Origin of the sequence: Pseudovibrio axinellae (genome assembly GCF_900110875.1) — a bacterium.
GTDB lineage: Bacteria > Pseudomonadota > Alphaproteobacteria > Rhizobiales > Stappiaceae > Pseudovibrio > Pseudovibrio axinellae.
Genome location: NZ_FOFM01000001.1, coordinates 1,035,722 through 1,050,255, shown reverse-complemented (window position 1 = coordinate 1,050,255; position 14,534 = coordinate 1,035,722). Strand labels below are relative to the sequence as shown.

11 protein-coding genes are annotated in these 14,534 nt (G+C 53.3%); 4 read left to right on the top strand and 7 right to left on the bottom strand.

Going from position 1 to position 14,534, the window contains the following annotated elements:
- Window positions 1–3: 3 nt before the first annotated feature.
- The gene (locus tag BMZ51_RS04745) at window positions 4–894 is read right to left on the bottom strand and encodes an EamA family transporter (RefSeq protein ID WP_068008975.1); all 891 of its coding nucleotides are present in this window, start codon (window positions 892–894) and stop codon (window positions 4–6) included.
- Between the two features lie 381 nt (window positions 895–1,275).
- On the opposite strand from BMZ51_RS04745, the gene BMZ51_RS04740 reads away from it, so the two are divergent.
- Window positions 1,276–1,869, top strand: coding sequence for a class IV adenylate cyclase (locus BMZ51_RS04740; protein WP_068008972.1), 594 nt, complete (start codon window positions 1,276–1,278; stop codon window positions 1,867–1,869).
- Between the two features lie 118 nt (window positions 1,870–1,987).
- Here the strand turns inward: BMZ51_RS04740 and ptsG are convergent, their stop codons facing one another.
- The 6 genes from ptsG to BMZ51_RS04710 all read right to left on the bottom strand — a co-directional run bounded on the left by ptsG (window position 1,988) and on the right by BMZ51_RS04710 (window position 11,220).
- Entirely contained in the window at window positions 1,988–3,697 is a 1,710-nt protein-coding gene (ptsG, locus tag BMZ51_RS04735) for a PTS glucose transporter subunit IIBC (protein ID WP_068009036.1), read from the bottom strand.
- Between the two features lie 101 nt (window positions 3,698–3,798).
- Window positions 3,799–6,351 (bottom strand): phosphoenolpyruvate--protein phosphotransferase, encoded by a 2,553-nt coding sequence (gene ptsP / locus BMZ51_RS04730; protein ID WP_068008969.1) that lies wholly within the window; start codon window positions 6,349–6,351, stop codon window positions 3,799–3,801.
- Window positions 6,352–6,882: 531 nt separating this feature from the next.
- Window positions 6,883–7,914, bottom strand: a complete 1,032-nt coding sequence (locus tag BMZ51_RS04725) for a Gfo/Idh/MocA family oxidoreductase (RefSeq protein ID WP_068009034.1) — start codon at window positions 7,912–7,914, stop codon at window positions 6,883–6,885.
- Window positions 7,915–7,933: 19 nt separating this feature from the next.
- The gene (locus BMZ51_RS04720) at window positions 7,934–8,830 is read right to left on the bottom strand and encodes a sugar kinase (RefSeq protein WP_074881775.1); all 897 of its coding nucleotides are present in this window, start codon (window positions 8,828–8,830) and stop codon (window positions 7,934–7,936) included.
- A gap of 215 nt (window positions 8,831–9,045) precedes the next feature.
- Window positions 9,046–10,473 carry a sensor histidine kinase gene (locus tag BMZ51_RS04715; protein ID WP_068010531.1) on the bottom strand — a complete coding sequence of 476 codons (1,428 nt, stop codon included), beginning with the start codon at window positions 10,471–10,473 and terminating at the stop codon, window positions 9,046–9,048.
- Between the two features lie 27 nt (window positions 10,474–10,500).
- A complete protein-coding gene (locus BMZ51_RS04710) occupies window positions 10,501–11,220 on the bottom strand; it encodes a response regulator (RefSeq protein ID WP_068010533.1) in 720 nt (239 codons plus the stop codon).
- Window positions 11,221–11,420: 200 nt separating this feature from the next.
- On the opposite strand from BMZ51_RS04710, the gene BMZ51_RS04705 reads away from it, so the two are divergent.
- The 3 genes from BMZ51_RS04705 (at window position 11,421) to BMZ51_RS04695 (ending at window position 14,531) form a co-directional block, all read left to right on the top strand.
- Window positions 11,421–12,668, top strand: a complete 1,248-nt coding sequence (locus BMZ51_RS04705; RefSeq protein WP_068010535.1) for an ABC transporter substrate-binding protein — start codon at window positions 11,421–11,423, stop codon at window positions 12,666–12,668.
- Between the two features lie 71 nt (window positions 12,669–12,739).
- Window positions 12,740–13,651 carry a carbohydrate ABC transporter permease gene (locus tag BMZ51_RS04700; RefSeq protein ID WP_068010537.1) on the top strand — a complete coding sequence of 304 codons (912 nt, stop codon included), beginning with the start codon at window positions 12,740–12,742 and terminating at the stop codon, window positions 13,649–13,651.
- Window positions 13,644–14,531, top strand: coding sequence for a carbohydrate ABC transporter permease (locus tag BMZ51_RS04695; protein ID WP_068010538.1), 888 nt, complete (start codon window positions 13,644–13,646; stop codon window positions 14,529–14,531). Before BMZ51_RS04700 ends, BMZ51_RS04695 begins: the two co-directional genes overlap by 8 nt.
- The last annotated feature ends 3 nt before the right edge of the window (window positions 14,532–14,534 follow it).

The window sequence follows — 14,534 nt, the reverse complement described above, 5'->3', positions numbered from 1 at the left end:
CCTTTAGTTATTTGTTTGAATTGCAGGTTTTTGAGAGACTGGAAGCGTTATCCGTACAGAGAATTGACCGAGCCAGACAGCGGCGAGGACCACGCCAGCCCCAGCGATCTGCCAAGAGGTGAGTGCTTGGCCAAGTGCGACCCAGCCGATGACAACGGCTGACAGGGGGCTGAGAAAACCGAGAGCGGATACTGCACTTGGTTCAATTCGCGAGATGCCCCGGAACCACAGGATGTAGGTGAGCGCTGCCCCAATGAGAGCAAGGTACGTAATCCCGAGCATGTTCTGTGCATCCATTGGAGGCAGTGGCGGCTCAAGTAAAACAGCAAGCGGCACCAGCAACAAACCTCCTGCTGTCAGTTGCCATGCGGTAAAGGTGAGCAGGGGCACTGGGGGTTGCCATTTACGCGTCAACACTGTGCCAGCGCCCATAGAGGCGGCTCCGCCGATTCCTGCGGCCAGTCCGATCGGGTCTAGTGCGCCGATGCCGCTGAATACGAGTAAGGCGACGCCTCCAATTCCCATCACTGCTGCTGTAATTGCGGTCGCCTTGATATGGGACCTTAAGATGAGGGCGGTCAGGAAAATGACGATGAGCGGTTGGACTGCGCCGACTGTTGCGGCAATGCCTCCTGGCAAGCGGTAGGCGGCAACGAAAAGCAGTGTCCAGAACAAGGTGAAGTTGAGAGCGCCCAGCACAAAGACACGTCCCCACCAAGCACCTCGTGGCAATTGCCGTGCAAAAACAAGGAGAAGCAGTCCGGCAGGCAATGCGCGCAAGGCCGCCATTGTGATTGGATAGCCCGCAGGCAGGTGTTCGCTTGTCACATAATAAGTACTGCCCCAAACAAGGGGGGCAATGGCTGTCAGCGCTATATCAAACTGGCGTTTCATGCTGTGTTCCTTTTATCTTGACATCAAGATACATTAATTAATCTTGACGTCAAGATAAAATCTGACAGCTTGGAATTTGATCGTTTACCTGTGCATCAACTCGTACTCGAACGCAGTGCGCGAACTTATTTTCATAAGCAAGGTGAACGACTTAAAGCCTGTCTCGTCACTTGCGTTGTTATGTGCGTTGATTTGCGATGATCAGCGTTTTCTTGAAAGGATCGGGGGTTTGCGATTGTCTCAGCCTTGCCAGAGGGAGCCAGTGTCTGGGGTCAAAGAGAACACAATCTCTGTCGATTTTTGTGGCCCCTTAAAGATATGCCCGCTCTACCACATGCTTCTATGATAGATCGATGAGCGTGCTAAGAATGGAGATTCGAGATGGTGACAACGGACCTGCAAACAAAAGGTATGCTGTGTGAACCCGGCGATCATTTTATCGGCGCTTATGAAGTTGAACGCAAATACGCCCTCTCAGATCTGGAGGCTTTGCGTACTCAACTGGAAGCGAAGGGAGCCATGCCATTCACGCTTGGCAATCAGGAACTGGATATTTTCTATGACCTGCCTGATAAGCGCCTTGCCAGTAACGACCAGCAGCATGTTCTGCGCCAAATGCAGCCGTCTGGCCGGGTCCTATGGATCAGTAAGGGGCCGGGACCTGATAAATGTGTTGCGATGGACCTGCATGATGGTGAGAAGGCGCAAGCCATGATCATCTCCCTGGGGTTTGAGGAGATTGAGAGGCTGGAGAAGCGCCGCGATATCTACTTCCTTGATAAATTCCATGTCACGCTGGATGTGCTGCCTCAGCTGGGTGCCTTTGCAGAGATCGCCATTATGACGGACGATACCAGTAAGTTGGAAGACTACGCACACGAGGTGGAGGCGCTTGCAAAAGAGTTCAATTTTTCACAGCAGGCCCTTCAGACCCAATCTTACCGGTCGATGCTGCAAGGTCTTCAGCGGACATAACACCGATTTAGCAAAAAGCAGCACTCGCCGGGCGGTGAGTGCTGCTTTTAGGGCTTAGGACCCCTTGAAGGTTTAGGGAGGAAGGTCAACCTCCAAAAGCCCTAATGTCTCTGTCCGGTTAAATCTGGCCAGAGAGATCCTTGGCGAGCTTGGTGTATTTGTCGCCAACGATGAGGTGGAGTGCTTTATCGCCTGCTTTCATGACCTGTATGCCCGCTTGGGACAGGTCTGACATGGAAACACTTGCAATATCACGCACTTCAACCCGTACACGGGTGTTTGCAACTGCTTCTGCCGCAACCACGTTTGCTTTTCCGCCAAGCTGGGTGAAGATCGCTTCGGCATTAAAGCCTTGCTCAGCAGCAGGTTTTGCAGCAGCGCCGCCGCCTTGCAGGTGGATCTCCATGTCGGTCTTCAGGTTTTCAGAGGCCGTTCCGAAGATCGCCTGAGCACCATTGCCAACACGAATAACGCCGCGTGCGCCCAGTGCTTTCAACGCAGCATCATCTACCTTGGAAACATCCACAGTGCTGACACGCAGGCGGGTTATGCATGCATCCAGATTGGTGATGTTGTCTGCACCGCCAAAGGCTTTGACGAGCGCTGCTGACATTGCATCTTCGTCGCCACTTGCAAGGACTGCAGAGGTTTCAGTCTTTGCTTCGCGCCCTGGGGTCTTCAGGTTCAGTGTGACGATGAGAATACGGAACACGGCATAGTACAATGCCGCATAGCCCAGACCAAACACGATCAGCATCCAGCCGTTCGTGGATAAAGGATACAGCAGGACGTAGTCGATAAAGCCGTGTGAGAACGTCATACCGTGTTTGATGCCGAGCATGATCATCAAGGAGTAGCCAACACCTGCCAGCAGAGCGTGTGCAACGTAAAGAATAGGCGCAACGAAAAGGAACGCAAATTCGATTGGCTCGGTGATGCCGGTCAAGAATGATGTCAGCGCGGCAGAGACCATGATGCCGCCAACCATGGTGCGGTTCTCAGGCTTGGCACAATGCCAGATAGCAAGTGCAGCAGCAGGCAGGCCCCACATTTTGAACAGGTAGCCACCAGCCATATTGCCAGCTGTCGGGTCACCCGCAAGGTAACGCTGAATTTCGCCAGTCACAGCTTCACCGGTCGCCGGGTCAATGTAAGAGCCGGCTTCGAAAAAGAATGGGACGTTCCAGATATGGTGCAAACCAAATGGGATCAGCCCACGTTCAATAACGCCGTAAATGAAGAAGGCCAACTCTGGGTTTTCTTCTGCTGCCCAACGCGAGAAAGCGTTGATAGCGCCGCCGATTGGAGGCCATACGAACGCAAGAATAACACCTAAGCCAATACAGGCAAACGCAGTGATGATTGGGACAAATCGCTTGCCTGCAAAAAATCCCAGGTAATCTGGCAGTTTGATGCGGTAGAAGTGGTTGAATAAGAACGCAGCCAGCGCACCCACGAGAATGCCGCCGAACACGCCGGTATCGATGGAGGTTATCCCGAGGATGGGCTTGGTTTCCATCTCGATTGTTTCGGCAACAACGCCCATTGTTGCGAGCAAAACACCGTAGCCGACCACCGCAGCAAGACCAGCAACACCATCGTTTTTGGCAAAGCCGAGCGCAACAGCAACTGCAAAGATGATAGGAAGGTTGCCGAAGATTGAACCGCCAGCCTGAGCCATCAGGTGGTTGATGAACTCCGGAATGAATGGCAGATCGGCCGCGCCGACACCAAGAAGGATACCGGCAGCTGGAAGAACCGATACTGGAAGCATCAGCGACTTACCAACCTTTTGTAAGGCACCAAATGCGTTTGAGAATATACTCATTGTTTTTCCCCCAGAGTTGTATGGTGTGCGAACACGCCATACCCCCTGACTTTTGTTAGGCATTCCCGTCAGGAACACCAACTCCCACATTTACTCCTGGATCACGACTGTGACTTGAGGAGGTCTTTCACATCACTGGTATCTGCACAGTCCAAAGCTGCTTGCGCGAGCTTGCAGGACTCCTCCATAGATACAGTGCGAACTTTGTGTTTCACTTCCGGCAAAGCAGGTACGCTGACCGAAAGCTCTTTGATGCCGAGGCCGATAAGAACAGGCACCGCCTCGATTTGACTGGCCAGACCGCCACACACGCCGACCCATTTGCCTGCATCATTGGCAGCTCTGACGGTGAGTTCGATCATGCGCAACACAGCTGGGTGCAGCGCATCTGCACGCGATGCAAGGCCCGGGTGGCCGCGGTCGATGGCCATGACGTACTGGGTCAGGTCATTGGTGCCGATGGAGAAGAAGTCCACTTCTTGTGCCAGCTTGTCGGCCATGAGGGCGGCGGACGGCACTTCAATCATGATGCCGACTTCAACGTGCTCTACACCAAGGTTCTTTTGCTCTTCTCGCACCAAAGCATTGACCGCCCGAAGCTCATCCAGCGCACTGATCATCGGGTACATGATGCGTGCATGACCTTTGTGCGCCTGAGAGAGAATGGCGCGGACCTGACGGCGCAAGATGCTTGGACGTTCGATGCCGATACGCACACCGCGAACACCCAGGAACGGGTTTTCTTCGTGTGGCATTGGCAGATATGGCAGAGGCTTGTCGCCGCCCACATCCAGTGTGCGGATGATGACAGGGCGCTCTTTGCCCATAACCTCAAGGATTGCGCCTATTTTTTCGGCCTGCTCTTCTTCAGTTGGCTCGTTGAGGCGCTCCATGTAGAGGAACTCAGAACGCAGCAGACCAACAGCTTCCGCCCCGGCCACAACAGCTTTTTCAGCATCTTCAACACTGCCGATATTGGCAGCGATCTCGATTTGAAAACCATCCGTGGTGATTGCTGGTTTGTGGGCGTCGCGCTGGTACTCTTCGGCTTGCTTAGCTGCGTTTTCGATCTTTTTGGTGAAGGCAGCTTGCTCTTCGTCAGTCGGAGAAACTTTGATTTTGCCGCGCTTTGCATCCAAAAGAAGCACAGTACCATCTTTCAGATCCTTCATTCCGTCTTCCACATTGACGAGGTAAGGCAGATCGTTGGAGCGGGCGATGATAGCTGCGTGAGAAGATGAGCCGCCATGGGTGGTGCACAAACCAACAATTTTGGTGAGGTCCAGAGCAACGATCTCGGAAGGTGTGACGTCTTCCTGAAGAAGGATCGTGCCTTCCTCTAAAATTTCACCGCCATCATCCACGCCAAGCAGTTTCTTTATAACCCGCAAGCCAATGTCGCGTACATCGACAGCACGCCCGGCCAGCAGCGGGTCATCCATCTTGGCAAGCGTTTCGGCCTGGGCTTCATAAGCCAGCTTCCAGCTCCATGCAGCGCCTTGGCCCTTGGCGATATCTGCCAGTGGTTTTTCGGAGAGTTCTGGGTCGGAGAGCAACTCAATATGGGCGTTGAAGACCTCTGCCAGGTCTTGCTGATCGTTCTTGGTCAGGCGGTCGATGATGCTTTGTAAATCAGCGATGCTTGATTTGACGGAAGCTTTGAATGCGGCACGTTCTTCCGCAGCCCCGATGCTTTCGCGGGTGACTTCTGGCAGGGTTTGGTTGTGCTTGACCAGTTTACCAATGGCGCGGCCCGGAGAAGCAGTGAAGCCGATGAGAACGCCATCTTCGCCGGATTTGACCTGAAGCAGAGGGGCTTCTTCTTCGACCTTTATATGGGGAGCCTCGGAGAAGCTGGTGATTTCCTCGCCAAGACCTGCTTTCACAGCAGCAATAACGTCGGCCACCACTTGCTGTGCATCTGGTCCAACAGCTTCAATTTCAAGCTCGTCACCCAGCTTTGTTTTCAATGACATAATGCCAGTGACAGAAGAGCCGCTGCAGGTTTTGCCGTTGACGGTGAAGGTAACTTTTGCATCCGCTTTGCGCACTTCAACAGCCAAACGGGCGGCTGGACGGGCGTGGAGGCCGGTGGCGTTGGGGATCTTGATGGAGCCGGTGATGGCTGGGCCGGTTGGCTCAGCGGCAGTTTCCTGCGCCGGAGCGGTGGTGCCTTGAGGATCATTGCTGCTTGGGACTGTGAAGACGACCTGATTGAGGTCTGTCTGAACGGCGCCGAGAGGAGCGACTGTTGTGATTTCCTGACCGCTGGTGATGACAATAGCGGACTGAACGGAAACACATTCGCGGGCAATAACGTCGGCGTCGAAGGTGATAAGTGGTTGACCTTGCTCGACCTGATCTCCCTCAGCGACGTGCAATTCGAAGCCGCGGCCTTTCAAAGCAACAGTATCAAGGCCGATATGCATCAGCAGTTCAACATCACCCTGTTGCAATGTAACGGCATGGTGTGAATTGTGAATTTGAGTGATTTGGCCAGAAAATGGAGCGTAAAGAACGTTGTCTGTCGGGTCGATCGCAACACCATCACCCATCATCTTTTCGGCAAACACAGGGTCGGGCAGATCGGTGACAGCCTGAACAATACCTTTCAAAGGCAGTTGTATGGAAAAATTGTTTTTTGGATCCTTCACCGTTTTATCTCCCGATTATATTAGGTGAATGCGCGCCTTCTTAAACTTCGGCTAAGTCATGAAGAGATAAGAGGCGATTTTTACGCGAGGATCATTTGCGTAAGGCCGCACAACAATACGTAAAAAGACTAGTGTTACAGGGTGTTACGAATTGTTACAAAGGGAAATATTTATGATTACATGGAAAATGACTTGCTGATACAGCTCGTGATTTTTGTATTCTATATATTGGAAGGTTTATATCGATTTATATACTATTATTTATCTTAAAAATACATCAGCTGATATCTGCCGCCTTGCGCGTTTGCAACAACCCTGTAACAACAGCTTGATACATTACTGAGCCGAAATATGAGGCTCTCCACCGCTTAACATGCCCATCACAGATAAAACCTAAATAAGCTGTCTTGTCTGGCAGAGCGTTCCATTAAATTGTGCGGTGGTCAATCGGGCAGGGCGGCAGAAGCACCATCGTGGATGGGGTGTAATTGGCGGCAGTAAAAAACCGCCGCCAAGCGCAGGTGATCTATTTCACAGGAAGATGGTTCTGGCTGCTTTATCGCTCAGATAGGCCGCTTCAATAATGCGTATGGTCAACATTGCATCACGAGGGGAGACTGGTACAGCGGTATCACTGCGGATCGCATCACGCATACCAGTGTAGAAGCGCTCATAACCACCTTGCTGGCTTGGTATGCACCTACCTTCACCCGCCTCGTTGTAAAGCGTGCCCCAGTCGTCTTCAGCTTCAACACCCCAGGCCGGGCTTGCCGGTCCACCTCCGGCTTTCAGCATGTCTTCTTGCGGGTCCATGCCATAGGTGATGTACGTCGCTTTGTCGCCGGTCACCTGAAAACGAGGGCCTTGCTCTGTGCTCAGGCAATTGCCATGCAAGATCACATCACACGCGTCATAGCCCAGCACAAGGTGGAAGTGATCAACTGCAGCAGCGTCTTTGCGTTGTATGCGCAGTTTCGCCTGAACGGATTTTGGTGCGCCAAACAAACTCAGCGCCTGATCAATGCCATGGGCACCCAAATCATACAGGATACCAGCGCCGGGAGCATCTTGCTCCCGCCAGCGGCCTTTGATGTGGGGACGATAGCGATTGTAGTTACACAGGTACGAATGCACTTTGCCAAGCTGACCGGTCTCCACTAACTCTCGCAGTGTGAGGAAATCACAATCAAAGCGCCGGTTATGATAGACTGACAGCTTCAGGCCTTTCAGCTCAGAAAGCGCAATAAGCTCTTCAGCCTCCGCACTGGTTGTCGTAAACGGCTTTTCGACAACCACGTGTTTACCAGCCAACAAAGCTGCCTTTGTATGCTCATAATGCAGCGTGTTGGGAACAGTGAGAACGACAAGCTCGATCTGGGGCTCCTCCAACACATCCTCAAATGATGTGTAGGTCGCACAATCAGGCAACACGCTTTTCACAAGCTCTGGCTTGCTGGAAACAACAGCAGTCAGCTCAATACCATCAACAAATGACAGCAAGGGTGCATGAAAATTCTGGCCTGAGACACCAAATCCGACAAGAGCTGTTTTGATGGGCTTCATGAGGGCATCAGCTCCTAAACTACTCATCACTTGCAGGAAAGTTTTTCTGCACATTGTCCAGATCCTGAACAGTTGGCAAAGACGCCTCGTTTCCAAGGAACTGAATGGCATGAGCTGAGGCAGAGCGAGCCAGTTTGAAATGGTCCTCCCAGGCCCCCTTAGGGTTGGATAGGTAACCGTAAACATACGCGCCGTGGAACGTATCACCGGCCCCATTGGTGTCCAGCACACGTTCTTTGGGTACGCTCAGCGCAGCCAGACGTTTGATCGGAGACTTTGCTTCGTACCACAGCAGGCCTTTTTCGCCTTGTGTCACACCGCCTACCTTAACGCCTTTGGCGCGCAGGTATTCCAGTGTGTCTTCAGCAGATCTTCCGAGTTGCTCACAAAAGAGTTCTGAGACTATAGCAACGTCAATATAGTCGAGCAGTTCCTCGGTATTCTCACGAACAGCACCACCATCCAAAGAGGTCATGATACCGTGCTTGCGGCACGCTTTGGCGTAATGCAGAGCCGCCTCAGGAATATGACCGTCCACGTGGAGCGCTTGACAACCAGCAAGGTTCAGATCCGGAACCGGATGCAGAAAGTCGTTGTCGCGGCAGCGTACGATAGCGCGTTTGCCATCTTTGGGCATGATAAAGGAAAGCGAGCTTTCCTTTACCTTTGCGCTGTGGATGGGAATGGAATACTTGGCAGCCATATCGCGGAACATGCGCGACAGCCAATCATCTGCCATGGAACACAAAAGATCTGGAGAGATGCCCAGTTTTGCGCAAACGAAAGCTGCAGTGACGGCGTTACCGCCAAAGCTAACTGCATAATCTTGCGCGATTGCCTTCTCATCACCTTCCGGCATGGTCTCTGACAAAAAGGTCACGTCGATGTAGGACTGGCCAATAAATAGCGCTTTCATCCTGTACTCCATTCAAATCCGGGCGACATTAATTAAATGCAATTTATGGGTCCTCCGTTTGTAACGGCGGATTCCTAAATGATGTCCTAGGGAGATCATGAATTTCACAGGTGAGCAAACCTGATGTTTCAAGTTGTTACATTAAAGCCTGTTTTTTATAGCCTTTCCCCAAAACACCGTGTGGAATGAGGAAAACTACGCAGTATGCGTTGCACCTACAATTCGCGCGGCAATTTCACAAAAATGCAGAACTTGCCTTCCGGCGTTTCGCCAAGGCTGATTTCGCTGCCATGGGCGTTGATGATCTGCTTGACGATGGAAAGGCCGAGGCCAACACTGGAGGAGCGGGTGCGTTCTACACTGTCATTGCGGAAGAAGGGTTCAAACACCTTCTCGTGCAGATGGTCCGGAATGCCGGGGCCGGGATCGCTGATGGAAATAAGCAGCTGATCATTCTCAAGGTTTTGCATCTCAACGGTGGCCGCACCACCATATTTGAGCGCATTATCAATGAGATTGCTAAAGGCACGGCGCAAAGCAGTCGGCTGGCCGCTCATGACTGCGCGGCCCTCAACCTCCAGCTCAACTTCGCCGCCGCCACCAAAGATATTGCGGCTTTGGTCCGTCAGCTTATGGCGTTGAGGCACGAAGACAACATCATTGCCCGTGTCCATATAGTCATCACAAAGAGACTGAAGCAACGCGGCGAGGGAGAGGTGCTGAGGCTCTTCCAGCAAGGCGTTGAACCGGAGGAAATCAAGGGAGGCTGCGATGAGGAGGGTCATCTCTTCCACATCATGCAGCATGCGATTGCGCAGGGTCGTGGATTCGATCTGCTCCAGCCGCAGGCGTAGACGAGTGGCAGGTGTACGCAGATCATGGCTGATGGAGGCCAGCATGCGTTTTTGCTCTTCCAGCAGCTGCGCGCGGGCTTCCTGCTCTCGCACCAGCGTATCCTGCAGGGCGACTGCTTCCTCCGTGTCCCACGGTTTCAGCTCTGCCCGTTCATATTTCGCCAGAGAACGGAACGGGGCAGATGTGTAGTGGACGAGGCTGCGAGCCAACACAAACACAAGCGTGATGCAAAGGGCCGCAAGGATGAAAAGCACTGGCTCTGTCATCCGGTTTTGCCAAAGCTTTGGGAACGTTATCAGGCGAACGCCTTGTTGGTTTGGAAGAGCTAGATAAAGCTGTGCGTCTTTGTCCTGACGCGTCACGGACTCAACAAAAGCTCCAAGATTATCAAGTTGATATATTGGTTCAGTTTGACCCCGAGTGATCAGGTCGGCCAGTGGCAGCGTGCCTTCAAACACAAGAGTTGCTTTTAAGGGCGCACCATCATTTGCAATGCTGGTCAAAAGGCTTGAGGCTCCGTCTGGCGTTGCTGGAGTGCTAGCCTCAACCGCCTGCAAATACCTGCCTGCGTAGGGCGCAGGAGCTGTTTCCCCTTGTGTGGATGTACGAAGGTATTGGCTCAGTTCTGTCCCGGCCTCAAAAGACTGAGCCAGTGCTAACTCGCGCGTGTTGTAAGCGTTGAGCGTGAGGCCTAACACCGCAAATACGCAAAGCACCGCAGTAAAGAGAACCACAACCATACGGCGCTCAAGTGATCTGGGTAAAAGGCTCAGGATCAGACCGCGCATGGCCACGTTCTTTCCTGTGCCATGGACCTACACTCGCGATACATTTTGAGAAAACAGATACCCCTGATGGCGCACTGTCCTGATGAAATCTGTGTTGCGATCAGTTTGCGCCAACTTTTTGCGCAAGCGGCTGATCAAGATATCGATACTGCGATCATGGGAATCCACCTTGGCCCCGCGCAGCACACGCCCCAGCGTATCGCGAGAGATCGGCTTTTGCGGTGCCTTCACAAAGGTCAGCAAAGCATCGAACTCTGACGAGCTCAAATGCACCAGTACACCATCTGGTGCTGTTAAATGGCGGGTTGCTTCGTCCAACTTCCAGCCGCTGAACTCAAAGCGCTGGGTTTTGGGCGCAGCCGCAGTTTCAATGTCTTCCGTACGGCGGAAAATAGCGAAGACGCGGGCTTGTAACTCGCGAGGATTAAACGGCTTTTCCAGATAATCATCCGCTCCCAATTCCAGGCCGACAATACGCTCCGTATCCCCGGTAATGGCTGAGATAATGATGATAGGCATCTTGGAGGTCTGGCGCACGCGCTGGCACAAAGTCAGCCCGTTTTCGCCCGGCAGCATGATGTCCAGAACCATCAGATCAATGTGATTGGTGTCCAAAAGCTCAATGGCTTCCTCAGCAGAGTTAGCGGTGAACACGGTGTACCCACGATCTTTCAGGAAGTCTGCCGTCAGGCTGGCGATTTCCTCATCATCGTCGACTATCAGCAGTGTTTTTTTCGAGAGCATCATACCTCGGTCTACCCATTTCGATCTCAACCAGCTCGCTCTGGCGTAGCTCTGTATAACAAAACATTTGGACCTCGCGAGAGGAATGTGTATGCGTCAGGTTGTCTTGCACGTGCAAGTTCATTGGATTGTCTGCTTATTCGCGACAACTTGTAAAAGAGTTTTCGAGAAGCGTCCTTGGAAATACCCATCGGGAGAATGTAATGGGCAGCCCGCGTCTCAGCTTGGTCGCACTTGCTGTTTTGTTTTCGAGCATAACGGCTCAGGCCGCACCAACCGCTGAAGTTCTACATTTTTGGACAGCAGGCGGGGAGGCGCGTGCGACACGAGCACTAAAACAGGCTTTTGAGGCCCGTGGAGGTGTGTGGGATGACGCACCGGTTGCTGGCGGCGGCGGCGATGCTATGGCCGCTGTCCTGCGCGCTCGTGTATTAGCAAAAGTGCCGCCTTCCATTGTTCAGATCAAAGGGCAGAACATTCAGGAATGGGCAGCGGTTGGCGCGCTTGAAGCGCTTGACGTCACCGCTCAAAAACAAAACTGGGATAAGCTGCTTCCCGAGCTGCTCAAAGAAACCGTTCAGTATCAGGGCAAATATGTTGCCGTGCCTTTGAACATCCACCGCGTGGATTGGATCTGGGCCAACCCGAAAGTGCTGGATCAGGTCGGCGTCACACCTCCGCAAACATGGGATGAGTTCAACGAGGTGGCTGACAAGATCAAAGCCGCTGGCATTATTCCGCTCGCCCATGGTGGACAGCCCTGGCAGGACATCACCTTGTTTGAAGTGGTGCTGCTCGGAATTGGCGGCGCGGACTTTTACAAAAAGGTCTACCTAGATCTCGATCAGGAGGCGTTGCGCTCTGACACTATGGTCAAGGTGTTCGACCAGATGCGCAAGCTCAGCACTTATGTGGACCCGGGTGCTCCGGGGCGTGAATGGAACCTTGCCACCGCCATGGTGATGCGCGGTGAGGCTGCCATGCAGATCATGGGCGACTGGGCCAAGGCAGAGTTTTTGACGGCAGGTCTTAAGTACGGTGAAGACTTCATCTGCGTCTCGTCTCCCTCCAAGGGAGGGTACATCATCAACTCCGACAGCTTTGCCATGTTCAAAATCTCAGAGCCTGAGCAAAAAGCCGGACAGCAACTAATGGCCTCCATGTTGCTTGATGAACAGGTGCAGAAGGACTTCAATCTGCTGAAAGGCTCTATTCCGGCCAGACTAGGCGTAAGCCTTGATGGTTTTGATGAGTGCGCCAAGAAATCGAGCGAAGACCTTATTCTCAATGAGGCGCGCGGCACCGTGGTTGGCTCCATCGCGCACGAGCTTGTACAGTCCGGCGCCGTGCGTGGTGCATTTCTGGATGTGGTCACAGAGCATTTCAATACGGATATGTCTTCGCAAGAGGCGGTCAATCAACTTGCCGAAACCGTCATCCTGGCCGATTGATTTCCTTTAGGCAGTCAGAGTAAAGCATAGGTCTTGAAAAGACCGCAACACCCAGTGAGTAAAGAGAGCCGATGTCCCACCCCCAGCAGCGCAAGCAGCAGATGTCTGTTTTAGACAGATTGCAGCGATATTTGCCGCAGCTGGTGGTCGCTCCGCCGTTCCTGCTCCTCGTGTTCTTTGTGTACGGCTTCATCGCGTGGACGGGCATCATCTCGCTCACCAATTCTCGCATGCTGCCCACTTTCGATGTTCAGGGCATCCAGCAATATGTGCGCTTGCTGGCTATGGATCGCTGGAATGTGGCTTTCGATAACCTGCTGATTTTCGGCAGTCTCTACATCCTGTTCTCAATCACCATCGGCTGCGTGCTGGCCGTTTTGCTGGACCAGCGTATCCGCGCTGAAGGCGCACTGCGCACGATCTATCTGTACCCCATGGCGATCAGCTTCATTGTGACGGGCACAGCGTGGAAATGGATCCTGAACCCGTCCCTTGGCATTGAAAGCTACATGCAAAAGCTGGGGTGGGAGAGTTTCCAGTTCGACTGGATCGTCAACCGCGACATGGCGATTTATGTGGTGGTCATCGCTGCTGTCTGGCAGGCATCAGGCTTTGTGATGGCTCTGTTTCTGTCTGCTCTGCGTACCGTTGATGAGGACATCATCCGTGCCGCACATCTGGATGGTGCCAGCACCACCCGCATCTATTTCGGCATCATCCTTCCATCACTGCGGCCCGTGTTCCTATCTGCCTTCGTTATTCTCGCGCACCTGTCCATCAAGAGCTTCGACCTTGTAGTCGCGCTGACAAACGGTGGCCCGGGCTATTCTTCCACGCTGCCCGCCAACTTCATGTATGAAATGGCCTTCCGCCGTAACCAGATCGGCCTTGGAGCTGCCTCCGCCATGATGATGCTGGCCACCGTTGCCGCAATCATCGTGCCTTATTTGTATTCCGAGTTGAGGGCAAAGCGCCATGGCTGAGCCCAAAACACTCCCCGGCGCCAACGGCAAACGCCATCTGCTTGGCCGCCTGTTCATCTGGACCTTGCTGCTCGCCGCCGCCGTGCTCTATCTGGGCCCAATCTACGTAGTGCTCTCCACCTCCCTGAAGGATCTCGCGGAAATTCGCGCCGGAGCTTTGCTGGACTTGCCGCACGAGCTGAACTTCACCGCCTGGCGCGAGGCATGGTCCAGCGCCTGCATCGGAGTGCGCTGTGAGGGCCTGCGCCCGTACTTCCTCAACTCGGTAATTATGTCCGTACCATCGGTTGCGATCTCCACCCTGATCGGCGCTTTAAGCGGCTATGCGCTGTCGCTCTTTCGGTTCCGAGGCGCTAACATCATCTTCGCCCTGATGCTGTTTGGCTGCTTCATCCCGTTCCAGATCGTCATCCTGCCCATGGCCCAAACGCTTGGTTTTCTGGGCGTTGCCAACTCCATCACCGGTCTGATTGTGGTACACACCATCTACGGCATCAGCTTCACCACGCTGTTCTTCCGCAATTATTATGTGTCAGTTCCGCAAGAGCTGGTACGCGCAGCCACAATGGATGGGGCAGGGTTCTTCCGCATCTTCTGGCACATCATGCTGCCGCTCTCAGTTCCCATCATCGTGGTCTCGGTCATCTGGCAGTTCACGCAGGTGTGGAACGAGTTCCTCTTTGGCGCGAGCTTCACTTCGGGCGGCTCACAGCCGGTCACGGTCGCACTCAACAATCTCATCAACTCAACGACCAGCGTAAAGCAGTACAATGTGGACATGGCCGCAGCCCTCATAGCCGCAGCGCCCACCCTTGTTGTCTACATCATCGCTGGACGTTTCTTCGTGCGCGGGCTCACCGCCGGCGCGGTCAAAGGCTAAAGG